This window comes from uncultured Streptococcus sp. (assembly GCF_963511325.1).
In the GTDB taxonomy this organism is placed as follows: domain Bacteria; phylum Bacillota; class Bacilli; order Lactobacillales; family Streptococcaceae; genus Streptococcus.
This window is the reverse complement of record NZ_CAUPII010000001.1, coordinates 37,351-60,946: the sequence shown is the minus strand read 5'-3', so window position 1 is coordinate 60,946 and position 23,596 is coordinate 37,351. Positions and strand designations below refer to the sequence as shown.

General features: G+C 38.0%; 17 protein-coding genes and 1 pseudogene. 17 read left to right on the top strand and 1 reads right to left on the bottom strand.

Annotated features, from left to right (window positions below; genetic code table 11):
- Positions 1-121 precede the first annotated feature (121 nt).
- Together pcrA and RQ973_RS00260 are read left to right on the top strand one after the other, a co-directional pair.
- A complete protein-coding gene (gene pcrA, locus RQ973_RS00265; RefSeq protein ID WP_311522312.1) occupies positions 122-2,410 on the top strand; it encodes a DNA helicase PcrA in 2,289 nt (762 codons plus the stop codon).
- 314 nt (positions 2,411-2,724) lie between these two features.
- Positions 2,725-2,985, top strand: coding sequence for a SemiSWEET family transporter (locus tag RQ973_RS00260; RefSeq protein WP_311522310.1), 261 nt, complete (start codon positions 2,725-2,727; stop codon positions 2,983-2,985).
- A 51-nt stretch (positions 2,986-3,036) separates the two neighbouring features.
- Here the strand turns inward: RQ973_RS00260 and RQ973_RS00255 are convergent, their stop codons facing one another.
- Positions 3,037-3,846 (bottom strand): Cof-type HAD-IIB family hydrolase, encoded by an 810-nt coding sequence (locus RQ973_RS00255; RefSeq protein WP_311522307.1) that lies wholly within the window; start codon positions 3,844-3,846, stop codon positions 3,037-3,039.
- 179 nt (positions 3,847-4,025) lie between these two features.
- Between RQ973_RS00255 and RQ973_RS00250 the strand changes: the two are divergent.
- The 15 genes and pseudogenes from RQ973_RS00250 (at position 4,026) to xerS (ending at position 23,533) form a co-directional block, all read left to right on the top strand.
- Positions 4,026-4,697, top strand: a pseudogene (locus tag RQ973_RS00250) (lysostaphin resistance A-like protein).
- 131 nt (positions 4,698-4,828) lie between these two features.
- Positions 4,829-8,080: an ATP-dependent nuclease subunit B gene (gene rexB, locus RQ973_RS00245; protein WP_311522388.1), complete on the top strand. Its 3,252-nt coding sequence runs from the start codon at positions 4,829-4,831 to the stop codon at positions 8,078-8,080.
- Positions 8,077-11,724 carry a helicase-exonuclease AddAB subunit AddA gene (gene addA / locus RQ973_RS00240; RefSeq protein ID WP_311522306.1) on the top strand — a complete coding sequence of 1,216 codons (3,648 nt, stop codon included), beginning with the start codon at positions 8,077-8,079 and terminating at the stop codon, positions 11,722-11,724. The genes rexB and addA overlap by 4 nt, the downstream gene beginning before the upstream one ends.
- Before the next feature lie 16 nt (positions 11,725-11,740).
- Positions 11,741-12,919, top strand: coding sequence for a hypothetical protein (locus RQ973_RS00235; RefSeq protein ID WP_311522304.1), 1,179 nt, complete (start codon positions 11,741-11,743; stop codon positions 12,917-12,919).
- A 128-nt stretch (positions 12,920-13,047) separates the two neighbouring features.
- Positions 13,048-13,545: a YkgJ family cysteine cluster protein gene (locus RQ973_RS00230; RefSeq protein ID WP_049509707.1), complete on the top strand. Its 498-nt coding sequence runs from the start codon at positions 13,048-13,050 to the stop codon at positions 13,543-13,545.
- A gap of 223 nt (positions 13,546-13,768) precedes the next feature.
- Positions 13,769-14,812, top strand: coding sequence for a bifunctional glycosyltransferase family 2/GtrA family protein (locus RQ973_RS00225; RefSeq protein ID WP_311522301.1), 1,044 nt, complete (start codon positions 13,769-13,771; stop codon positions 14,810-14,812).
- On the top strand, positions 14,809-15,720 hold the full coding sequence (locus RQ973_RS00220) for a phosphodiester glycosidase family protein (protein ID WP_049526308.1): 912 nt from the start codon (positions 14,809-14,811) through the stop codon (positions 15,718-15,720). Before RQ973_RS00225 ends, RQ973_RS00220 begins: the two co-directional genes overlap by 4 nt.
- Positions 15,701-16,147: a hypothetical protein gene (locus RQ973_RS00215; protein WP_311522386.1), complete on the top strand. Its 447-nt coding sequence runs from the start codon at positions 15,701-15,703 to the stop codon at positions 16,145-16,147. The genes RQ973_RS00220 and RQ973_RS00215 overlap by 20 nt, the downstream gene beginning before the upstream one ends.
- 215 nt (positions 16,148-16,362) lie before the next feature.
- Positions 16,363-16,527, top strand: coding sequence for a hypothetical protein (locus RQ973_RS09440; protein WP_399553129.1), 165 nt, complete (start codon positions 16,363-16,365; stop codon positions 16,525-16,527).
- Positions 16,499-18,376 carry a glucosaminidase domain-containing protein gene (locus RQ973_RS00210; protein WP_399553128.1) on the top strand — a complete coding sequence of 626 codons (1,878 nt, stop codon included), beginning with the start codon at positions 16,499-16,501 and terminating at the stop codon, positions 18,374-18,376. Before RQ973_RS09440 ends, RQ973_RS00210 begins: the two co-directional genes overlap by 29 nt.
- Before the next feature lie 102 nt (positions 18,377-18,478).
- The gene (gene imm40, locus RQ973_RS09435) at positions 18,479-18,781 is read left to right on the top strand and encodes an Imm40 family immunity protein (protein ID WP_083301272.1); all 303 of its coding nucleotides are present in this window, start codon (positions 18,479-18,481) and stop codon (positions 18,779-18,781) included.
- Positions 18,782-18,914: 133 nt separating this feature from the next.
- On the top strand, positions 18,915-19,766 hold the full coding sequence (gene ylqF / locus RQ973_RS00205; RefSeq protein WP_075231341.1) for a ribosome biogenesis GTPase YlqF: 852 nt from the start codon (positions 18,915-18,917) through the stop codon (positions 19,764-19,766).
- Positions 19,753-20,532 (top strand): ribonuclease HII, encoded by a 780-nt coding sequence (locus RQ973_RS00200; RefSeq protein WP_075231342.1) that lies wholly within the window; start codon positions 19,753-19,755, stop codon positions 20,530-20,532. Before ylqF ends, RQ973_RS00200 begins: the two co-directional genes overlap by 14 nt.
- A gap of 15 nt (positions 20,533-20,547) precedes the next feature.
- Positions 20,548-22,098, top strand: coding sequence for a chloride channel protein (locus RQ973_RS00195; protein WP_311522297.1), 1,551 nt, complete (start codon positions 20,548-20,550; stop codon positions 22,096-22,098).
- Between the two features lie 364 nt (positions 22,099-22,462).
- Entirely contained in the window at positions 22,463-23,533 is a 1,071-nt protein-coding gene (gene xerS / locus RQ973_RS00190; RefSeq protein WP_311522296.1) for a tyrosine recombinase XerS, read from the top strand.
- The last annotated feature ends 63 nt before the right edge of the window (positions 23,534-23,596 follow it).

Genomic DNA, 23,596 nt, shown 5'->3' with positions numbered 1-23,596 from the left:
ACTCATCCAGTGTTCTTTTCTTGTCTAATCTCCTAAAGTAATCAGAAGGCTCCTAAGAAAAGTTATTTTCAAACTTTTTTGATATAATAGAAACATTGACTTGAAGAATAAGGAAGAGAAAATGAACGAATTATTAAAGGGGATGAATGACCGTCAAGCCGAGGCCGTTCAAACCACAGAAGGACCTTTGCTGATCATGGCGGGGGCGGGATCTGGTAAGACTCGTGTTTTAACCCACCGTATTGCTTACTTAATTGATGAAAAGATGGTCAACCCATGGAATATCTTGGCCATTACCTTTACCAATAAAGCGGCGCGTGAAATGAAGGAGCGTGCTTATGGACTCAATCCAGCTACCCAGGATTGTTTGATCGCGACCTTCCACTCTATGTGCGTGCGCATCCTACGTCACGATGCGGACCACATTGGCTATAATCGCAATTTCACGATTGTGGATCCTGGAGAGCAGCGAACGCTCATGAAACGTATTCTCAAGCAGTTGAACTTGGATCCTAAAAAATGGAATGAACGCACTATTTTGGGAACCATCTCCAATGCTAAGAATGATCTGATTGACGATGTTGCTTATGGTGCCCAGGCAGGAGATATGTACACTCAAATTGTAGCTAAGTGTTATACGGCCTATCAAAAAGAACTTCGTCAGTCAGAGTCGGTGGACTTTGATGACTTGATTATGTTGACTCTACGTCTTTTTGATCAAAATCCCGATGTTTTGACTTATTACCAACAGAAGTTCCAGTACATTCATGTTGATGAGTATCAAGATACCAACCATGCTCAGTATCAACTCGTTAAACTCTTGGCTTCTCGTTTCCAAAATATCTGCGTAGTTGGGGATGCTGACCAGTCTATCTACGGTTGGCGTGGTGCTGATATGCAGAATATCTTGGATTTTGAGAAGGATTATCCTCAAGCCAAGGTTGTTTTATTGGAGGAAAATTACCGCTCAACCAAAACCATACTCCAAGCAGCTAATGATGTCATCAAAAACAATAAAAATCGTCGTCCTAAGAATCTCTGGACTCAAAATGCGGATGGGGAACAGATTGTCTACTATCGTGCTAATGATGAACAAGACGAGGCTGTCTTTGTCGCCAAAACCATTGATGAACTTGGTCGTAGTCAAAACTTCCTTCACAAGGACTTTGCAGTTCTTTACCGTACTAATGCCCAGTCTCGTACCATTGAAGAAGCTCTGCTTAAGTCTAATATTCCTTATACTATGGTCGGTGGAACTAAGTTCTATAGCCGAAAGGAAATCCGTGATATTATCGCATATCTTAATCTCATCGCCAATTTGAGTGATAATATCAGTTTTGAGCGAATTATTAATGAACCAAAGCGTGGCATTGGACCAGGAACAGTAGATAAAATCCGTGACTTTGCCAACCTACAAAATATGTCTATGCTAGATGCTTCAGCTAACATCATGTTATCAGGTATTAAAGGTAAGGCAGCCCAGTCAATCTGGGATTTTGCCAATATGATTCTTGATTTGCGGGAGCAACTGGATCAATTAAGCATTACTGAGTTAGTGGAAGCAGTCTTGGAAAAGACAGGCTACGTAGATATTCTCAATGCCCAGGCGACTTTGGAAAGCAAGGCTCGTGTTGAAAATATCGAAGAGTTCCTTTCTGTTACCAAGAACTTTGATGATAATCCAGATAATCAGGAAGAGGAAAATGGCTTGGATAAGCTCAGTCGCTTCTTGAACGATTTGGCCTTGATTGCAGATACAGACTCTGGCAGTCAGGAAACATCAGAAGTAACCTTGATGACACTCCATGCGGCCAAGGGACTCGAGTTTCCAGTTGTATTCTTAATTGGAATGGAAGAAAATGTCTTTCCACTTAGTCGTGCAGCAGAAGACATGGATGAACTAGAAGAGGAACGCCGTCTAGCCTATGTCGGTATCACGCGTGCAGAGAAAATTCTCTATCTGACTAATGCTAACTCACGCTTGCTATTTGGTCGAACGAACTATAATCGCCCAACACGCTTTATCAATGAGATTAGTTCAGATTTGTTAACTTATCAAGGTTTGGCGCGTCCTGCTAATAGTAGCTTCAAAGCATCCTATAGTAGTGGAGGTGTCGCCTTTGGTCAAGGCATGAGCCTAGCTCAAGCTCTACAAGATCGTAAACGCAACGCAGCACCAAGATCAATTGAATCAAAAGGACTACCTTTTGGACAATTTGCGTCTAATAGCAAATCGGCTTCTAGTGAGACAAGCTGGTCTATTGGTGATATTGCCCTTCATAAGAAATGGGGCGAAGGAACTGTTCTAGAAGTTTCAGGAAGTGGATCTACTCAGGAATTGAAAATCAATTTCCCAGAAGTCGGCCTCAAAAAACTCCTAGCCAGTGTAGCACCGATTGAAAAGAAGTAAGCTTTCTAAATGAATAAGATGAGGTTGGGACCAAAGATCTCGACCTCATTTTTTATTAGCAATCAAACTTTGACGCGGTAGCTGATTGAACTTTTTGTTCGTCTTTTAGACTCCAAAAAGCTCCTAATCATCCTCGCGGGGCTGGGACTACGAAATCAAGACTTTGTCTATCGATTTCTGTCCCACCGCCATTTTTTCTGTTCCTCTTATCACAATCTTGTGATAGTTTACATTTTCTTAACAAAGAAGTATTTTGCTTACATGATTTAAAAAAATAGTGTATAATTGAGACTGTTTTTTGAAAGGAGAAGAAAATGTCTGAAAAACAAATGAAAACATTGGGTTGGATTGCAACCTTTATGTCTGTTATGATGTATATCTCATATATTCCTCAAATTATGAACAACCTTGCGGGTCAAAAAGGAAACTTTATCCAACCAGCAGTAGCTGCAATTAACTGCAGTCTTTGGGTATACTACGGACTCTTTAAAAAAGAACGTGATATTCCTTTGGCAGCAGCCAATGCACCAGGTATTGTTTTTGGGATTATTACCGCATTGACAGCTTTAATTTAATACAGAAAAAAAGCAATTAGCAGAATGAACTGTTAGTTGCTTTTTAGTATTCTACAAAATATATTTCTCAATAGCGCGTGCAACACCATCTTCTTCATTGCTGGCAGTTACGGCATCCGCGAGAGATTTGACATAGTCGCTAGCATTTCCCATGGCAATCCCAAGCCCTGCAAATTCTAACATCTCAATATCGTTATTGGCATCACCCATTGCCATGATTTCAGAAGGTTGGATATCCAAAATCTCAGCCAAACGAGAAAGAGCAGAAGCCTTGGTTGTACCGAGTGGCATTGCTTCATAGATAACTGGTTGTGAACGAACTCCGCTAAATCTCTGACAAAGTTCATCAGCAAATCGTTGTTCAAAATCATCTGTTTGTTCTTTTGTACCTAAGAACATACCTTGGAATATGCGATATTTACCACTGGTAGCTTCCTCTAGTGAAATTTCAGTCAGGTCAGAAAAGACAAGTGTCGCATCATATTGAACGATAGGATTCGGTTTACCTCCGAGAACGAAGTAGTGTTCTTCGTCAAAGAGAGTCAACTGGACCTCACTCTTTTCAGCCAGGTCATTCAGGTATTCGATGTCAGATTTACTAAGTTCTCGCCAGTCAACAAGGCCCCAGTCACTGGTTTGGTGGGTAGAACAACCATTGTTGACAATAACGTATTCATTCTGCAAATCTAGGCCTAGTTTTTTATAGTAGGGAAGAACTCCAAAGAGAGGACGACCAGTACATAGAACCAGTTTAACACCTTTTTCGATAGCCTTATGAATGGCATCAATATGAGCCTGAGGGATTTCCTTGGCTTCGTTGAGTAGGGTTCCATCCATATCAAGAGCAAGTAGTTTAATCATAGTAGTTCCTTTTCACGAGTTTTGCTTATATTATAGCATATTTTGGATGAAATAAGGATTACTATGTCAATTTAGGACGTTTCGATTACAATTCATGATTGGAAGAAGCTTTTTTGCAAATATATGCTATACTAAACTCGCAACATACTGATAATGGATAAAAAAGCAGAGGGTTTATCATGAAAAGAAGAACAGTACAGATTTTACTAGCTTTATTAGTAATTATTTATAGGAAGACATGGTTTTGGTGGATTTTTAATCATTTTGCAGGTAGGCTTGTACCTGCTAGTCGAGAATTTTTTCAAATTCTTGCTTTTTTAGAGTTTATCGTTATTCTTCTAGCTATGCTATATTTACTAGTATTCGAAGGTAGAAAAATGCTTGAGTTGAAGTGGAAATGGAGTTATCCAGTTTATTTGCTTCTTGCTTATGGAGTCAATTATTTTTCAGATACTGTGTTTTCCTTTTTAACCCCAGCCACGTCCAATCAAATCGCTTTAAATGAAACGATTGAGATGACAGGGCGACAAGAGTTACCTTATCTTTTACTTATTGTTTGTCTACTAGGACCAATTACAGAAGAATTGGTTTATTGAGGAGTTCTGATGAAAACATTTTTGAAAGATTCACCTTGGTATGGAGATGTTTTACTATCAGCCTGTATCTTTGGCTATGTGCATGTCAGTTCAGGTTTAACACCACTCGCCTTTTTCACCTATGCAAGTGGAGGAGCAATCTTAGCATTCCTCTACCGAAAAACTCATTCTCTCTATTATCCTATTTTGCTCCATATCATGATTAACATCACTGCATCTTGGGAATTATGGGTAAATCTATTTTCAGGAAGCTAGTGCTTATCAATCAATGCCGAAAATTTCTGGCATTTTTCTTTTCTTGAGATGTTAAAGAGCCCTCTATTTATAGGATTAGCAGTCAAAAAATGGTATAATGGAAGGTAATGAAAAAATCAAACGAGGCAGAGATGAAACTACTTTATACCGATATTCGGACTTCTTTGACAGAAATCCTGACCAAGGAGGCTCAAGGACTGGTTGCCCAAGGCAAACGAGTCTTTTACATAGCTCCTAACTCTCTTTCTTTTGAAAAGGAACGTGCCGTGCTGGAGTGCTTGAGTCAGCAGGCTTCTTTTGCGATCACAGTCACGCGCTTCGCTCAAATGGCTCGTTATCTGGTTTTAAACGATATACCAGCGAAGTCTAGTCTCGATGATATTGGTCTGGGCATGGTTTTCTATAAATGTTTGTCTGAGATAGACGCTAAGGATTTGCGAGTTTACGGGGCTATTAAGCAAGATCCGCAATTCATCCAACAACTGATTGAGATTTATCATGAAATGACAACTGCAAAGATGAGCTTTTTGGATTTAGAAAGTCTATCTGACGCTGATAAACGCTCTGATTTACTCTTAATTTTTGAAAAAGTAACAGCTTATCTAAATCAAGGTCAAGTTTCGCAAGGAAGTCAATTATCGTATCTGATTGATGCTATTGAAGAGAATAAGGTAAGTAGTGATTTTAGTAAGATTGCCCTAGTCATTGATGGTTTTACCCGATTTTCTGCAGAAGAAGAACACCTAGTGGATCTACTTTATCGTAAGGGTGTTGAAATTGTTATCGGGGCTTATGCGACTAAAAAAGCTTATACAAGTCCATTTAGTGAAGGTAACCTCTATCAAGCCAGTGTTGAGTTTTTGAGACATTTGGCCTTTAAATATCAGACTAAGGCAGAAAATACTTATCAAGAACATGAGAAACTTGATGCCTTTGCCAAAGCCTCAAAATTACTGGAAAGTGCTTATGATTATTCTGAAATTAGTTTAGATGTGAATGACGAAGATAGAAAGGACTTGCAAATCTGGTCTTGTCTGACACAAAAAGAAGAGCTGGAGTTAGTTGCTCGTAGTATTCGCCAGAAATTGCACCAAGAGCCAGAACTTAGCTATAAGAATTTTCGAATCCTACTTGGTGACGTAGAGTCCTATAAACTGTCCTTGCAGACAATTTTTAATCAATATCAAATTCCTTTTTATTTGGGCAAGAGTGAGTCTATGGCTCATCATCCTCTAACTCAATTTGTAGAATCCATCGGGCGTTTGAAACGATACAATTTCCGTCAAGAAGATTTGATTAATCTCTTACGCACTGGCTTGTATACTGACCTTAACCAAGAGGAAATTGATAGCTTTGAACAATATCTTCGTTATCTAGGTATTGATGGTCTTTCTAACTTTAAACAAGAATTCACAAAGTCATATCATGGAAAGTTTGATTTAGAAAAATTAAATAAGCTTCGTGTTCGTGTTCTAAATCCACTAGAAACTTTATTATCTAGTCGTAAGCAAAAAGCTGAGAATCTTCTTGCAAAATGGAACAACTTTTTGAAAGATTCTCATTTGACCAAGCAGTTACAAACCTTATCTGCAACGATGGAAGTAGCAGAGCAAGAAAGACAAGAGGAGGTCTGGAAAGCATTTTGCCACGTAATGGAGCAATTTGCAACTGTATTTGAAGGTTCTCAGGTCACTTTAGATGATTTCTTGGCACTTCTTCATTCAGGTATGAGCTTGTCAAATTACCGTACAATTCCAGCAACAGTAGATACTGTCCTGGTGCAGAGTTATGATTTGATTGCACCCTTGACAGCTGATTACATCTATGCAATTGGTTTAACTCAAGATCATTTGCCCAAAATTGCTCAGAACACCAGTTTGTTGAGCGATGAAGAAAGAGAATCCTTGAATCAAATGACTCAAGAAGGTTCTCAATTACTGATTGCAAGTCAAGAAAACCTCAAGAAGAATCGCTATACTATGCTTTCTTTGGTCAACTCTGCTAGGAAGCAATTAGTCTTATCAGCACCAAGTTTACTCAATGAAAATGAGAGTAAAGAGTCAGTTTATCTGAAAGAATTGCAGGACTTTGGTTTTAGCAAGATTGAAAAGAGAATTGATCGAAAAAATCTATCGAAAGATGACATTGGTTCTTATCACAGTCTTTTGTCTAGTCTGGTTGCCTATCATCAGCAAGGTGAGATGGAGACAAGCGACCAAGACTTAACCTTTGTCAAGGTTTTGGCTCGTGTGATGGGTAAAAAGTTGGAAGGCAAAGGTTTGGAAAATCCAGTTTTACCAACAAGTCCAAAGAGCAAGACTTTAGATTCTGAAACTTTGAAAGCCTTGTATCCTGAAGATCAAGATTTCTATCTATCTACTTCTGGACTAACGGAGTTTTACCGTAATGAATATAGTTATTACCTTCGTTATGTATTAGGCTTGCAAGAAGAATTGCGTCTGAAACCTGATGCTCGAAGCCATGGGAATTTCTTGCATCGTATCTTTGAGCGGGCATTGAAAATGCCGAGCGATGAATCCTTTGATCGTCGTTTAGAACAAGCTATCTCTGAAACCAGTCAAGAACGTGAGTTTCAAGCTATTTATCAGGAGAGTTTGGAGGCTCAATTTACTAAGGAAGTCCTCTTGGATGTCGCACGCGCTACTGGACATATTCTTCGACATAATGCGGATGTTGAAACGATTCAGGAAGAGGCAGTCTTTGGTGGCAAGGAACAAGCCTTTATTCAGCTAGGTAATGGTCGAAATCTCTATGTTCGTGGTAAGGTTGACCGAATTGACCGTCTAAAATCAGATGGAGCTATCGGTGTTGTAGATTATAAGTCTTCTTTGACTCAGTTCAAGTTCCCTATGTTTTATAATGGTCTTAACTCGCAATTACCAACCTATCTAGCTGCCCTCAAGCAAGAAGGGAATAGAGACTTCTTTGGAGCTATGTACCTAGAAATGGCTGAACCAATTCAGTCATTACAAACTGCTAAAACTCTTTCTAAGGCAGTAGCAGAAACGAATAAGACTATGAAATACCAAGGCCTCTTTCTTGAAAAAGAGATGCAACACCTTGGAGAGTTCTACAATAAAAATAAGACTTATCAGTTGTCAGATGAGGAATTCCAGTTATTGTTAGACTATAATGCCCTTCTCTACAAAAAAGCGGCAGAGAAGATTTTATCTGGTGAATTTGCGATCAACCCTTATACAGAAAACGGTAGAAGCATTGCACCCTATGTTCAACAATATCAAGCTATTACAGGTTTTGAAGCCAATTACCATCTAGGTCAGGCGAGATTTTTAGAGAAAGTTGCCAAGAGCAATGCCAAGGAAGCTTGGTTTAATAAAATCAGAGAGGAGTTGGAGCGATGAAATTTTTAACCCAAGAAGAGATTAAAGAGTTACAAATAGCAGAAGCTCAGTCTAACAAGAAACCTAAGAAAACGGCTGAACAAATTCAAGCAATCTATAGTTCTGGTCAAAATATTTTAGTCTCAGCTTCTGCTGGTTCAGGTAAAACTTTTGTCATGGCTGAACGAATTCTTGACCAACTAGCGCGTGGTGTAGAAATTCGCCAACTCTTTATCTCAACCTTTACGGTAAAGGCAGCAACCGAGTTAAAAGAACGCTTGGAAAAGAAAATCAGCCAACAAATCCAAGTAACGAAAGATGTAGAACTAAAAAAACACCTCGGCAGACAACTAGCTGATTTACCCAATGCTGCGATCGGGACCATGGACTCTTTTACCCAGAAATTCCTGGCCAAGCATGGTTATCTTCTCGACCTTGCTCCAAACTTCCGCATTCTTCAGAATGAAAGTGAGCAACTCCTCTTAAAAAACGAAGTGTTTCGTCAAGTTTTTGAAAGTCACTACCAAGGTAAAGAACAAGTCAAGTTTAGTCACCTGGTCAAGAACTTTGCAGGTAAAAGCAAGGATGCACGTGGATTGCGTAAACAGGTCTACATGATTTATGACTTTTTGCAATCTACAAGTAATCCTCAGGCCTGGCTAGAGGAATCTTTCTTAAAAGGATTTGAAAAGGCCGATTTTACAGTTTCCAAAGAAAAACTCGCAGATGCTATAAAAGAAAAACTTTGGGATTTAGAAAGTTTCTTCCGTTACCATTTAGAGAATGATGCCAAGGAATTTGGAAAAGCAGCCTACTTAGAATCTGTCCAACAAATTCTTGATGAAATTGGTGCTTTAACCAACGAATCAACTTTTAATCAATATCAAGAAGTTCTAGAGCGAGTTGTAAGTATTTCTAAGGATAAGGGTGGCCGTGCTCTTACAAATGCTAGTCGTAATGCTGAACTTCAAGAACTGAAAGAAGCATACAACCAAGAGAGAAAAGACAAGTTTGGAAAGCTGATTGAATTCAATGATCAAATCACTTTACTAAAATTCCAAGAAGACTACCATCAAGCTTCTTGGGACTTGGCAAAGACTTTCCAAGTCTTCATGAGGGATTTTGTTGTAGCTTATCGACAACGTAAACGTGAAGAAAATGCCTTTGAATTTGCTGATATTAGCCACTATACCATTGAAATTTTAGAAAACTACCCTCAGGTTCGTCGAGAATACCAGGAACGCTTCCACGAAGTTATGGTCGATGAGTACCAAGATACCAACCACATCCAGGAAAGAATGCTGGAACTCCTCTCAAACGGTCATAATCGTTTTATGGTAGGAGATATTAAGCAGTCCATTTATCGATTTAGACAGGCAGATCCCCAAATCTTCAATGAAAAATTCCACAGTTTTGCTCAGAATGGCAAAGAAGGTCAGCTAATTCTGCTCAAGGAAAACTTCCGTAGTAGTTCAGAAGTACTTGATGCTACTAATGACGTCTTTAAGCATCTTATGGACGAGGAAGTTGGAGAGATTTCTTATGACGGTATGCATCAGCTTGTTTTTGGGAATACTGATATTCAAGCAAATCCTGAAAACAAGGCAGAAGTCCTCTTGTATGATGAGGATGAAGCTGGCGATACTGATGACGAAGAAAATCTTACAACCAACAAATTGACTGGTGAAATGCGAATGGTTCTTAAGGAGATATTGCATCTCCACAATGATAAAGGTGTGCCCTTCAAGGACATTGCTCTCTTGACTGCAAGCAGAAGTCGCAATGACCAGGTTCTACTTGCCTTGTCTGAGCATGGGATTCCAGTCAAGACAGATGGTGCTCAAAGCAACTATTTACAATCTTTGGAAGTCCAAGTCATGTTAGACACCCTTCGTGTCATCCATAACCCTCTTCAAGATTTCGCTTTAGTAGCTCTCATGAAGTCTCCGATGTTTAGCTTTGATGAAGATGAATTGGCTCGATTAGCCCTTCAGAAATCCGAGGATAAGGTTCAAGAAAACTTTTATGAGAAACTAGTCAATGCTCAGGAGAAAATTGGTCTTCAAAAGGATTTAATCAAAGCTGAATTACAAAAGAAGCTAGGCTTTTTCATGGAAACCGTCCAAGATTGGCGTTTGTATTCCAAAACGCATTCACTTTATGATCTCATTTGGAAAATTTATAGCGACCGCTTTTACTATGACTATGTTGGCGCTTTGCCAAATGGTCAGGCCAGACAGGCAAATCTCTACGCCCTAGCCCTAAGAGCCGATCAGTTTGAAAAGAGTAATTTCAAGGGATTATCTCGCTTTATTCGAATGATTGACCAAGTCTTGGAAGCCCAGCATGATCTTGCCAATGTCGCTGTGGCACCACCTAAGGATGCTGTAGAACTTATGAGTATTCATAAAAGTAAGGGCCTTGAGTTTCCTTATGTCTTTATCCTTAATATTGATCAGCAATTTAATAAGCAAGATTCCATGTCTGAAGTTATCCTAAGTCGTAAAAATGGCCTTGGGCTCAAGTATGTTGCTAGAGTAGCTACAAATGCCAAAGAGGAATATGTTCCATCTACGATTAAGTTATCAATCCCAAGTTTGACTTATAGTCAAAATGAGGAAGAGCTTCAATTAGCAAGCTATTCTGAGTTGATGCGTTTACTTTATGTAGCCATGACTCGGGCTGAGAAAAAACTCTATCTAGTCGGAAAGGGATCACGAGAAAAGTTGGAGTCTAAAGAATATCCGACAAATGGAAAAGGTCTTTTGACTCGAGAAACTAGACTAGATGCTACTAATTTCCAGGACTGGATTTGGGCCATCTATCAAGCTTTTTCTAAAGAGGACTTACACTTTAGTGTTCGTTTCGAGGGTGAAGAACAACTGACAGAAGAAGCTATCGGTAAGTTGGAAACTAAAAGCCATCTCCAAGATCTTTCTCAGGCAAGCAACCGTCAATCTGATACCATTAAGGAAGCTTTAGAAATGCTGAAAGAAGTGGAAGTCTATAATCAAGTCCACCGAGCAGCAATTAATCTTCCAAGTGTTCAAACGCCAAGTCAGATTAAAAAGTTCTATGAACCAGTCATGGATATGGAAGGTGTAGTAGTAGCTGGTCAATCTAAACCAAAAGAAACTATTATTCAGTTTGAACTTCCAGAGTTCTCCAAGACAGAAAAAGTCACTGGAGCTGAAATTGGTAGTGCTACTCATGAATTGATGCAACGAATCAATCTTGCTAAGAAACCTACTTTGGAAACCTTGACAGAAGCCTTGGAGCAAGTTCAGGCTAGTACAGCTATTAAAGATAAAGTTAATCTAGAAAAAATCTTGTCATTCTTTGATACAGCTCTAGGTCAAGAGATTCTTGCAAATCAAGATAAACTCTATCGAGAACAACCTTTCTCAATGTTGAAAAGAGATGCTAAGAGTCAGGAAGATTTTGTTGTCCGTGGAATTTTAGATGGATATCTAGTTTACGATGATAAAATTGTTCTCTTTGACTACAAGACAGACCGCTATGACCAAGCTAGTCAACTGATTGAACGTTATAGAGGTCAATTATCTCTCTATGCAGAAGCTCTATCTCGTTCTTATCAGATAGAATCAGTTGAGAAATATTTGATTTTACTTGGTAAAGACCAAGTAGAAGTCGTTAAACTCTAAAAAGAAAGGAGACATCATGTCCATTCCTGTTAGAAAAAACTTATATGATGCAGTTTTAGAGGCATCTAAAGCCGATACTTGGGAACAAGCTACCAAAGAATGGAGTGAAGTTTCCTTGATTTTTAATGGAATCGGTCGAAGCAATTGTGTCTGCGGTAATGCTATTAAGTATGCTTATGAACTTTTTAACGGAGTTACTGGCAAACGACTTTTTCCCATTGGGAGTGACTGTGTGCGTCATTTCCAAAGAATTGGCCTAGATCAACAGCTAGAAGAGGAAGAAAAACTTCTCAGAAAGCTTGAAAATCTAACCAGAAAGGCCCAGAAAAAAGAAGCCATTCGAGTTAATAAAACGGATTTTGATGAGCGCCTGATCAACTGGCTATGGGAAAAGGGAGCTTTCAAGTCAAATCGAGGTAATCAATTCTCACCAGAAAAGGATTATCAACTCTTTTTGGAGGTTTTTCAAGGTGGAAGTTGGACTAAGGCAGAGCCTGTGAAGAAAGCTCGTATGGAAGAAGTCCTTGAGAAATTTATTAAACCCTTTCTACTTGGAAAATCGGACGATCAACTCTATCTAGTTAAACTAGGAAAAGAAAAAATTGACTATGAGCAAGGACTTCGCATCAAAGCAGAAAAGGAACGAAAGAAGCGAGACAAGATTGCTAAACAATATGCGGATAACCTGGTTCTAGCAATGGGACCAGCTGAACGTGCCTATCAAGATTACTTTGGACTGAGCGAAACACTGACTCTAGAAGAACGCCAGTGGGAAAAGATTCTCTTCGGTAAAAATCGGACAGAACGTTCTATAAAATCAAAACAATACCAAAGAGAACTAGAAAAGGATCAACGTATTGCTAGTCAAGATCTCCTTGAAAGAAGACAAAAGCAAGTATGGTTGTTAAACTCTTATTTTCAAGATATTCCAGAAGAAAAAGCTCTCTTTTCTCGACTTTTAACCATGTATCGAAAAACTGGAGAAATCCCATTTTCAAGAGAATACCTATCTAATAATCTATTTGATTTTTTCTACAAAATGAAGGCTTTTGAGTTTGAAATAGCACCCGACCAGGTACGTGATTTTTTAAAGGAGTCTTTAAATGCAGAAAACCTATCATCCGCACAAAAATCATGGATAGAAGGCATTTTAACCAACTGCATCAAACCTTTTTTAGAAAGAATGATAGTATAGCAGTAGTTTTCGTTCTGCATGGAGAGACTCATGTTTATTAAAATTATGTCTTAAAGCAATTATACATAATTTATTTTATGTATAAACTCAAAATATTTGTTTCAACATTAAAAAAATAGAAAGAAACTATGTCAAAAGAAATCGATATCGAATATTATCACCAACTAGCCTTGCAAAAACAAAAAGAGCATCGGAAGTTTTTAGGAAATCTGAAAAAGAAAGCACCTAAAAATTTGGATAAAATTGCCCTTGAAATCCATCAAGAAGTTTTTACTGAAATTGATTGTACAGCCTGCGCTAACTGTTGCAAGAGTCTTGGTCCAGACTTCAAAGAAGCAGATATCACACGTATCGCAAAATACTTTAAAATGAAATTGCCAGCCTTTGAAGCTGAGTTTTTGCAAGTAGATGAAGACGGTGATAAAGTCTTTAAGTCAATGCCCTGTCCATTTTTAGGAGGCGATAATCTTTGTTCCATCTACGACGTCCGTCCCAAAGCCTGTCGTGAATTTCCACATACTGATCGTAAGAAGATTTACCAAATCAATAATCTTACTATTAAAAATACTCTAACCTGCCCCGCAGCTTATCTCTTTGTTGAAAGATTAAGAGAGAAGATAGATTAAGAACTCTCATTGTATGATTAGATACATCCTCAGATACAGATATTATTTGAGGATTTTTGTATATTTATTTTTATCTGAAAATTCAAAATATATTTTTCATTAATTGATAAGTCCTTTATTAAGCTTAAAGTTTTTTAAACCGAATCTTAAAGAAAACTGATATAAGGTATCTTTAAGCGATGTTCTGTATAGTTATACCATCATCAAAGAAAGAGGTATCGATATGAACTACATAGTCATTCCAGCTTATCAACCAGATAAGCAACTTATCAAACTTATCGAAAAAATTCACGAAAAGAGTGATTTTCATATCTTAGTCATAGACGACGGCAGTTCATCAGAGTGCCAAAAAATCTTTGATAAAGCAAAACAATTTGCTACTGTCATTCGTCACCAAGTGAACCAAGGTAAAGGGCAGGCTCTAAAAACAGCCTTTACTTATATCCAAGAACAAAACATTTATGGTACGGTTGTCACAGCAGATGCGGATGGACAGCACAAGGTATGGGATATTTTCCGCACGGCTAATAAAGCTTCCGAAAATCCAAACAAGCTAATCTTGGGTGTACGTGCCTTTTCTGGAAAAGTTCCCCTTCGTAGCCGTTTTGGTAACAGCTTAACCAAAGCTCTCTTTAAGCTTCAAACAGGAGTAGGAGTAACAGATACGCAGACAGGTCTTCGTGCTTTTACTACAAACTTGATACCGTTTATGCTTAAGATTGAAGGCCAACGTTACGAATATGAAATGAACATGTTGCTCGAAGCAACGAAAGAATACGAGATTTTAGAAGTTCCTATTGAAACTGTCTATATTAATGACAATGAGGCTTCACACTTCCGCCCAATCCAAGACGGACTCATGATTTATAAAAATATCTTTAAATTTGCCTTATCATCTCTCAGTAGCTTTGTTGTAGACTATGTCGTTTACGCCCTAGCAATTTTGATTTTGCCGACAGTTCCTACGAGTCTACGAATTTTTCTAGCAAACGGAGTCGCTCGTGTAACTAGCTCTATTTTCAACTATTCTACAAATAAAAAACTAGTCTTTAAAAATGACGATAGCCTTGTAAAAACAGGTATGGGGTACTTTGGTCTAGCAGTCGGACTCTTTGTCTTAGACACGCTACTGATTCGTCTCTTCTTTACAGTCTTTGGAATCAACCTTCTGATTGCCAAAGTTATCGTCGGCATCCTTCTCTTCGCTGTCTCTTGGACAGTGCAGAAGAAATTCATCTTTAAGGAAAGGACATCAACTGTATTATGAAATTTTTAAAGAAACGCTATGCTTACGCCTCAGTTCTTGGCCTACTCTTGACAGGATCCTTTAGTTACTCCATGCTAAAGACCTTTGTCCTCGCTGAAACGATCTCGACAGTTGCCACAACTAGCACAAGTTCCAATGCTGCAGCAGCAAGTCAAGCTGCTAAGACAGCTACTGTCACTGACTCTAGTTATAAAGATGACAATATTTCCGTCAATTTGTCTGAAACGACGGTCAATAATACCCAAGTCTACGTTGCTGATATTACTCTGAGCTCATCAGATTATCTGAAAACTGCCTTCGCTCAAAATGCTTATGGAACTAACGTAACTGCAAAAACCTCTGTAACTGCAGCTGACAACAATGCCATTTTAGCAGTAAACGGGGATTACTATGGTGCTAACTCTACAGGTTATGTCATCCGTAATGGAGTAGTTTATCGTGATACTGTTCGCGAAGATTCTAGTAATGGTGACTTAGCTATTTATAAAGATGGCTCTTTCAAGGTTATTTACGAAGATCAGATCTCAGCTGAGCAACTAGTAAATGACGGTGTCGTCAATCTCTTGGCTTTTGGACCAGCCTTGGTCGAAAATGGTGAAATTGCAGTTGATACCAATACAGAAGTAGGACAGGCCATGGCTTCAAATCCTCGTACAGCTATTGGTATTATCGATGAAAACCACTATATCATCGTGGTTTCAGATGGACGTACCTCTGAAAGTGAAGGTCTCTCTCTTTATCAGCTTGCTGAGGTTATGAAATCTTATGGAGCAAAAACAGCCTACAACCTTGATGGTGGTGGATCATCTACACTTTACTTCAACGGTCAGGTTATCAATAAACCAACGACTGGTGGAAATAAAATTTCAGAAAGGGCGGTGAGTGACATTGTCTACATTGGTTACTAATTTTGGAAAAAAACGATTTAAAAAAACGGTCATTTCTTATACACTAATCACTATTTTCTTCTTTGCATTTTCTAGAATCTACGAAGCTTTTAGTTTTGGAGAAATTTCTGTTCATATGCACTATTTATTTGCAGCACCTCTTGTAGGGGGGATTCTACTAGCAATCTTTCTCAAGATTCTCCCTCATTTCTCTCGTATTAGTCTAAATCTATGGAATTCGGCAGTAGCGATTATTACAGCAGGTACACTTTTCCGCGGGATTGTCAATCTTTCAGGACGCTCAACAACCTTGGATGCACCCTACTGGTATGTTGGGATTGGGTTTGCAATACTAGCAATCGTCACTATTTTCATCAATCCAAACCTTTGGAAGAATTCTGCTAAAGCAACCAAGACGAATAGCAAAGAAGTCTATAGTCAGGTATAATTTTATAAAAAAGTAGTCGTACAGCTGATGTTCGACTACTTTTTATTGACTTTTATTTCTAAAATATTTTAAAAATATTACAAGTTCTTTTCTTCTGAAAGATACTACTTTTATATTTAACAGAATATTGTATAATATAGTGGATAAATACTGTTTTTTACACAATATATAGAAGCATCAAATACAATATCTATGTATTTGTTAGGAGAAAAAGAATGAAAAAAATATTGCTGGCAAGTACGGTTGCCCTCTCTATGGCAGGTTTTGCAAAAACGACCGTCTATGCCGAGGATTCTCAAGCCACCAATAATATTCAATCATCAGAAAGAGCTTCTTCGAATACAGTAAGCAATGAGAAGAAAAAAACAAAGCGAAGCTGAAAAAGCAACCTCTAAAACTCCTGATACCCAGGAACAATCTTCAAAAGAAGCAATAGTAGAGGTAGTTAACAAAGAAGGTTGGCAAAAAGAAAATAACCAATGGCGTTATTATGAAAATAATCAGCCTGTTTCAAATTGGAAAAAAATAGCAGGAGTCTGGTACTATTTCAATCAAGATGGTATCATGCTTAGTAGCACTATCTTTAATGATTATCTATTGAATAATAGCGGTGCTATGGCAGAATCTTCTTGGGTAAAAATTGCTGATAAATGGTACTATGCCAATGAAGATGGGAAAGTTACTCGTAATAGTTGGAAAAAGATAGCTGGAGTCTGGTACCGATTTGATGAATCCGGCACAATGTTAAGTAATACTATTTATAATGATTATCTTCTCAAGAATAGTGGTGCTATGGAAGAAAATTCTTGGGTAAAAATTGCTGATAAATGGTATTATGCCACTGAGGACGGGAAAGTTACTCGTAATACTTGGAAAAAGATAGCTGGTGTTTGGTACTATTTCAATCAAGATGGTATCATGCTTAGTAGCACTATCTTTAATGATTATCTATTGAATAATAGCGGTGCTATGGCAGAATCTTCTTGGGTAAAAATTGCTGATAAATGGTACTACGGTAATCAAGCAGGAAAAATCAATCGTGACAAGTGGGAGAAAATCAGCGGTACATGGTACTATTTTAATAAAGATGGTGACATGCTAAGTAGCCAATGGAAATCTAAATACTATCTAAAAGATAGTGGAGCCATGGCTGAGAATGAATGGATCTTTGATAAGAAATATAATAGCTGGTTCTACCTCAAGTCGGACGGCACCTATGCTGAAAATCAATGGCAGGGTGCTTACTATCTAAAATCTGGTGGCTATATGGCTAAGAATGAATGGATTTTTGATAAGAACTATGATGCTTGGTATTACCTCAAAGAGGATGGGGTATATGTAACAGGGACTTTCAAAATCAAAGGTAAAGACTATTCATTCCAAAACAATGGAAAATGGATTTCTGATCCATCATCCTATTATAAAGTAACACCAATTACAGCTTATGTATACAGTGCTTCTGGTGATAGACTCAGCTATATCTCACAAGGTAGCATTGTTTCGGTTACTGGGGATGAAGTCCAAGGTGGTCGACTTCCAGTCAAAATATCAGGACTTTCAGGATATATGAACAAGAGTGATCTAGTAGCGGTCAGCTCAGATAGTGAATTCATTCCTCACTATACTACGGATGGTCGTTATCTTTACCATGAGTTATCACCTTACGCAAGTATTCGTGTAGCACCTCATAATTCATCAATGGCCATTGGCAAAAAATACTATTCAGCTGATGGTATTAACTTTGAAAACTTTACAGTTGAAAATCCTTTCTTATTTAGAGATTTAAGAAAACCAAGCAATTACACGGCTGAGGAATTAGATAAAGTCTATTCTCTTATGAATATCAAGGGAAGTCGTCTGGCAGGTAAGGGGGCAATCTTTAAAGAAGCTGAAGAACGTTATCAGATCAACGCTCTATATCTAATCGCCCATAGTGCCCTTGAAAGTTCATGGGGACGTAGCCAAATTGCTAAGGATAAAAATAATTTCTTCGGTATCGCAGCTTACGATACAACACCATATGATTCAGCTAAAAGCTTTGATGATGTTGATAAGGGTATCTTAGGTGCAGCCAAGTGGATTCGCGAAAATTACATCGATAATGGCAGAACATACCTAGGAAATAAAGCATCAGGTATGAATGTTCTCTATGCTTCAGATCCATATTGGGGAGAAAAAATTGCAAGTATCATGATGAGAATCAACAGTCAGCTTGGTGAAAAAGATTAAAAATCATTACAATCGATAACGACTGCAAAGTGGTTATCGATTTTGCATATCAAGAGAAAATCGAGGAATTTCTTTTATGAAATTGAATTTTGAACATATACAATAAATCTAAACCACTTAGGGATTAATGCATACGCTTATAGCTACTCAGTTATAACAGACTTACTTGCTATTGTCCAAGCGAATAATCTGACCATATTAGGTGGAGATGTGTTTTGCTACAAAAATGCTCAATTGACACATACTTATGACAATTGGCATTATGAGAAACAAGATCCAACTAGCGATTGTAGCAAATCCATTCCTCAAACAGAAAAGTATATAAAGCATTATGTAAAAAATCATGGTGAACACTATTATTTTTCAATCGTTTTAGAGGAAGGAATAAAAAAACCAATAGACTGAATAGAGAGTCAAATAGGAGAAATCATGATATAATAAAGGTTAGTGATTTATTTTTAGAAAAAAAGCTATCTATTGCTTACTCGAGAAAATAAAAAAATAGATAAAATCCAAACTGAGAAAGGAATTTTACATTATGGCAACTATTCAATGGTTTCCTGGGCATATGTCTAAAGCGCGTCGTCAGGTCCAGGAAAATTTAAAATTTGTTGATTTTGTGACAGTTTTAGTTGATGCACGTTTACCCTTGTCAAGTCAAAATCCGATGCTGACTAAAATCATCGGAGATAAACCAAGACTATTGATTTTGAACAAGGCAGATCTTGCAGACCCAGTATTAACAAAAGAATGGCGTCAGCATTTTGAATCACAAGGCATTCAAACACTGGCAATCAATTCTAAAGAGCAAATTACAGTTAAAGTCGTTACAGATGCCGCCAAGAAACTCATGGCAGATAAAATCGCTCGTCAAAAGGAACGTGGGATTCAAATCGAAACCTTACGTACCATGATAATCGGGATTCCAAACGCTGGTAAATCAACCCTGATGAACCGTTTGGCAGGTAAGAAAATTGCTGTAGTTGGTAACAAGCCAGGTGTGACAAAAGGCCAACAATGGCTCAAAACAAATAAGGATTTGGAAATATTGGATACTCCAGGGATTCTCTGGCCAAAATTTGAAGATGAAACTGTCGCCCTTAAACTTGCTCTTACCGGAGCGATCAAGGATCAATTGCTTCCAATGGATGAAGTGACGATCTTCGGGCTTAATTACTTTAAAACACATTACCCTGATAAGCTTCAAGAACGTTTTAAACAAATGAATCTGGACGATGAAGCTCCTGAAATTATCATGGACATGACTCGTATCCTTGGTTTCCGTGATGATTATGATCGCTTTTACAATCTCTTCGTCAAAGAAGTTCGTGATGGAAAACTAGGTAACTATACATTAGATACATTGGAAGACCTCAATGGCAACGATTAAAGAAATAAAAGAAGAATTAGCAAAGATAACTGAACTTGAAAGTCCCTTGTTTAAGGAATTCGAAAAAGATTCTCGTTCAGGTGTCCAAAAAGAAATTCAAAAGCGGAAAAAAGCCCTTCAAGCTGAAATTGATGAAAATCTGCGCTTAGAAGGCATGTTAGCTTACGAAAAAGAGCTTTATGCACAAGGGATTAGCTTAATTGCAGGTGTAGATGAAGTTGGACGTGGTCCTTTAGCTGGACCTGTTGTTGCTGCAGCAGTCATTCTTCCCCAAAATTGTAAGATTAAAGGCTTAAATGACAGTAAGAAGATTCCTAAGAAAAAACACGAGGAGATTTTTCAGGCTGTCAAAGATAATGCCCTAGCAATCGGTATTGGGATTATGGACAATCAAGTCATTGATCAAGTCAATATCTACGAAGCGACGAAACTAGCCATGAAAGAAGCTATTTATCAGCTTGAGCCTCAACCAGAGCACCTCTTGATTGATGCTATGAAGTTGGACTTGCCGATTTCTCAGACATCCATCATCAAAGGAGATGCCAACTCCTTATCTATTGCAGCAGCATCGATTATAGCTAAAGTTACCAGAGATAAGATCATGGCTAACTATGACCAAGAATTTCCAGGCTATGATTTTGCTCAAAATGCTGGCTATGGAACTGCTAAGCATCTAGAAGGAATTGAAAAGCACGGTGTCACACCTATTCATCGCACCAGTTTTGAACCGATTAAAACGATCGTTCCAGAAACTAGTAAAAGATAATTAAAGGAGAGAATTATGGAGGAACAATCGGAAATACTTAGTTCCAAGAAAGAATTTGCCTTCGCGTCCAGTACAATCTTAGCTCAAGTAGGGCGAGGTATTATTGTTGGATTAGTCGTAGGACTTATTGTAGGATCATTTCGATTTTTGATCGAAAAAGGCTTTCATATTGTTCAAGGATTTTATCAAGACCAAGAGAATCTGATACGGAATCTATTGATCATTTTATTGTTTTATATCCTCATTTGCTTACTTAGCGCCAAATTAACACGCTCAGAAAAAGATATTAAAGGTTCTGGTATTCCTCAAGTTGAAGCAGAGTTAAAAGGTCTCATGTCACTCAACTGGTGGAGTGTGCTATGGAAGAAATATGTTCTGGGTATTCTCGCAATTGCTAGTGGACTCATGTTAGGGCGTGAAGGTCCAAGTATTCAACTAGGCGCCGTTGGAGGTAAAGGAATTGCAAAATGGCTCAAGTCTAGCCCTGTCGAAGAGCGTTCTTTAATCGCGAGTGGAGCTGCTGCTGGACTTGCTGCAGCCTTTAACGCTCCAATAGCAGGTCTGCTTTTTGTAGTAGAAGAAGTTTACCATCACTTTTCACGATTCTTCTGGGTTTCTACCTTGGCAGCCAGTCTGGTAGCAAACTTTGTCTCTCTTCTCATCTTTGGCTTAACACCTGTTCTGGATATGCCTGATGATATCCCTCTCATGAGTTTGAATCAATATTGGATTTATCTGGTGATGGGAATTTTTCTTGGGCTCTCAGGTTTTCTTTATGAAAAAGCCGTTCTAAATGTCGGAAAAGTTTATGATTGGATTGGCCAAAAGGTTCATATTGATAAAGCTTATCATCCAATTTTTGCTTTTATCCTGATTATTCCAGTTGGAATCTTCCTGCCACAGATACTTGGTGGAGGCAATCAGCTTGTCTTGTCCTTAACGGAACAAGATTATAGTTTCCAAATTCTTTTAATTTACTTCATCATTCGCTTTATCTGGAGCATGATTAGTTACGGAAGTGGACTGCCAGGTGGTATTTTCTTACCGATTTTAGCTTTAGGATCCTTACTTGGTGCCCTAGTAGGCGTTATTTGTGTCAATTTTGGACTTGTTACCCAGCAGCAATTTCCCATTTTTGTAATTCTTGGAATGAGTGGTTATTTTGGGGCTATCTCAAAAGCACCTTTGACAGCTATGATTCTTGTGACGGAAATGGTTGGTGACATCCGCAATCTCATGCCTTTAGGTATGGTGACACTAGTTGCCTACATCGTCATGGATTTGCTAAAAGGAGCGCCTGTCTATGAAGCCATGTTGGAGAAAATGCTACCTGAATCAGCAACTGATGATGGAGAAGTTACACTGATAGAAATTCCGGTTTCAGACAAAATAGCTGGTAAGCAGGTACACGAACTCAATTTACCTCATAATGTGCTTATCACAACCCAAGTACATAATGGTAAAAGTAAGACAGTAAATGGATCTACAAGGATGTATCTAGGTGATATGATTCATCTCGTGATTCCAAAAAGTGAAATTGGAAAAGTAAAAGATTTGCTTTTATAGCAGTATTAATTTACATAATTTATATTATGTTGTATCAGGTAATAATTTAAGAAAAAGATTTTTTAGATTTATTTGATCGACAGATTCTTATAGATGAAAACAATATAAAAACAAAAACTCGGTCCCTAAAAGATGGAATCGAGTTTTTTATTACAATCAAATACACTGTAGAAGATTAGAAATTTTAAAACTATAAGTTCAATAAAGCAATGAATTACCAAATTTTAAGCTATTTTTCCATTATATAGCTTACTAAGACAATCCTATATATCTCCTGTAACATCTTTCCGAAAAACTATAATTTTCTTGAAAAATATATCTGGCTATGCTATACTACTAGTATAGAAAGATTTGGAGAAAAAACATGAAACGCGAGATCTTATTAGAACGGATTGATAAACTTAAACAAGTCATGCCCTGGTATGTTTTGGAATATTATCAATCAAAACTAGCTGTTCCATACAGTTTTACGACCTTGTACGAATACTTAAAGGAATACGATCGATTTTTCAGCTGGGTTTTAGAATCTGGTATATCGAATGCTGACACCATGGCAAATATACCTTTAGATGTACTTGAGAATATGACAAAGAAAGACATGGAATCTTTTATTCTTTACTTACGTGAACGTCCTTTGCTTAATGCTAATACAACTAAAAATGGTGTCTCCCAAACAACCATTAACCGTACTTTATCAGCTCTTTCTAGTCTTTATAAGTATTTAACTGAGGAAGTTGAAAACGAGCAAGGGGAACCTTATTTCTATCGTAATGTCATGAAGAAGGTTGCTACCAAGAAAAAGAAAGAAACCTTGGCTGCACGGGCTGAGAATATCAAGCAAAAACTCTTTTTAGGTGATGAAACAGAAGGTTTTCTGACTTATATCGACCAAGAGTACCCACAACAACTCTCAAATCGTGCTCTATCATCGTTTAAAAAAAATAAGGAACGTGATTTGGCCATTATCGCCCTTCTCTTGGCATCTGGTGTCCGTTTATCTGAAGCTGTTAACCTAGACCTTCGTGACCTCAATCTTAAGATGATGGTCATTGACGTCACTCGAAAAGGTGGGAAACGCGATTCGGTAAATGTAGCCGCCTTTGCTAAGCCTTATCTGGAGCAATATCTTGCTATTCGAGACAAACGTTATAAGACAGAAAGGACTGATACAGCTCTCTTTCTGACCTTGTATCGAGGTGTTCCAAACCGTATCGATACTTCTAGTGTTGAAAAGATGGTGGCCAAGTATTCGGAAGACTTTAAAGTCCGCGTAACTCCCCACAAACTACGCCATACGCTTGCAACACGTCTATATGATGCAACCAAATCACAAGTTTTGGTAAGTCATCAACTTGGACATGCAAGCACACAAGTAACTGACTTGTATACACATATCGTTAATGATGAGCAGAAAAATGCCTTGGATAGTTTATAAGATACATAATATAAATTATGTACGTAATTCTTGCAAAAAAGAAGCTGGATATAAAACCAACTT

What these genes read in the sequence shown, in the direction of transcription:
- rexB (WP_311522388.1), top strand. Translation starts at nt 4,829, where the DNA reads ATGAAACTACTTTATACCGATATTCGGACTTCTTTGACAGAAATCCTG.
- RQ973_RS00255 (WP_311522307.1), bottom strand. Translation starts at nt 3,846, where the DNA reads ATGATTAAACTACTTGCTCTTGATATGGATGGAACCCTACTCAACGAA.
- RQ973_RS00195 (WP_311522297.1), top strand. Translation starts at nt 20,548, where the DNA reads ATGGAGGAACAATCGGAAATACTTAGTTCCAAGAAAGAATTTGCCTTC.
- RQ973_RS00260 (WP_311522310.1), top strand. Translation starts at nt 2,725, where the DNA reads ATGTCTGAAAAACAAATGAAAACATTGGGTTGGATTGCAACCTTTATG.
- xerS (WP_311522296.1), top strand. Translation starts at nt 22,463, where the DNA reads ATGAAACGCGAGATCTTATTAGAACGGATTGATAAACTTAAACAAGTC.
- addA (WP_311522306.1), top strand. Translation starts at nt 8,077, where the DNA reads ATGAAATTTTTAACCCAAGAAGAGATTAAAGAGTTACAAATAGCAGAA.
- RQ973_RS00225 (WP_311522301.1), top strand. Translation starts at nt 13,769, where the DNA reads ATGAACTACATAGTCATTCCAGCTTATCAACCAGATAAGCAACTTATC.
- RQ973_RS00230 (WP_049509707.1), top strand. Translation starts at nt 13,048, where the DNA reads ATGTCAAAAGAAATCGATATCGAATATTATCACCAACTAGCCTTGCAA.
- ylqF (WP_075231341.1), top strand. Translation starts at nt 18,915, where the DNA reads ATGGCAACTATTCAATGGTTTCCTGGGCATATGTCTAAAGCGCGTCGT.
- RQ973_RS00200 (WP_075231342.1), top strand. Translation starts at nt 19,753, where the DNA reads ATGGCAACGATTAAAGAAATAAAAGAAGAATTAGCAAAGATAACTGAA.
- RQ973_RS00220 (WP_049526308.1), top strand. Translation starts at nt 14,809, where the DNA reads ATGAAATTTTTAAAGAAACGCTATGCTTACGCCTCAGTTCTTGGCCTA.
- RQ973_RS00210 (WP_399553128.1), top strand. Translation starts at nt 16,499, where the DNA reads ATGAGAAGAAAAAAACAAAGCGAAGCTGAAAAAGCAACCTCTAAAACT.
- pcrA (WP_311522312.1), top strand. Translation starts at nt 122, where the DNA reads ATGAACGAATTATTAAAGGGGATGAATGACCGTCAAGCCGAGGCCGTT.
- RQ973_RS00235 (WP_311522304.1), top strand. Translation starts at nt 11,741, where the DNA reads ATGTCCATTCCTGTTAGAAAAAACTTATATGATGCAGTTTTAGAGGCA.
- RQ973_RS09440 (WP_399553129.1), top strand. Translation starts at nt 16,363, where the DNA reads ATGAAAAAAATATTGCTGGCAAGTACGGTTGCCCTCTCTATGGCAGGT.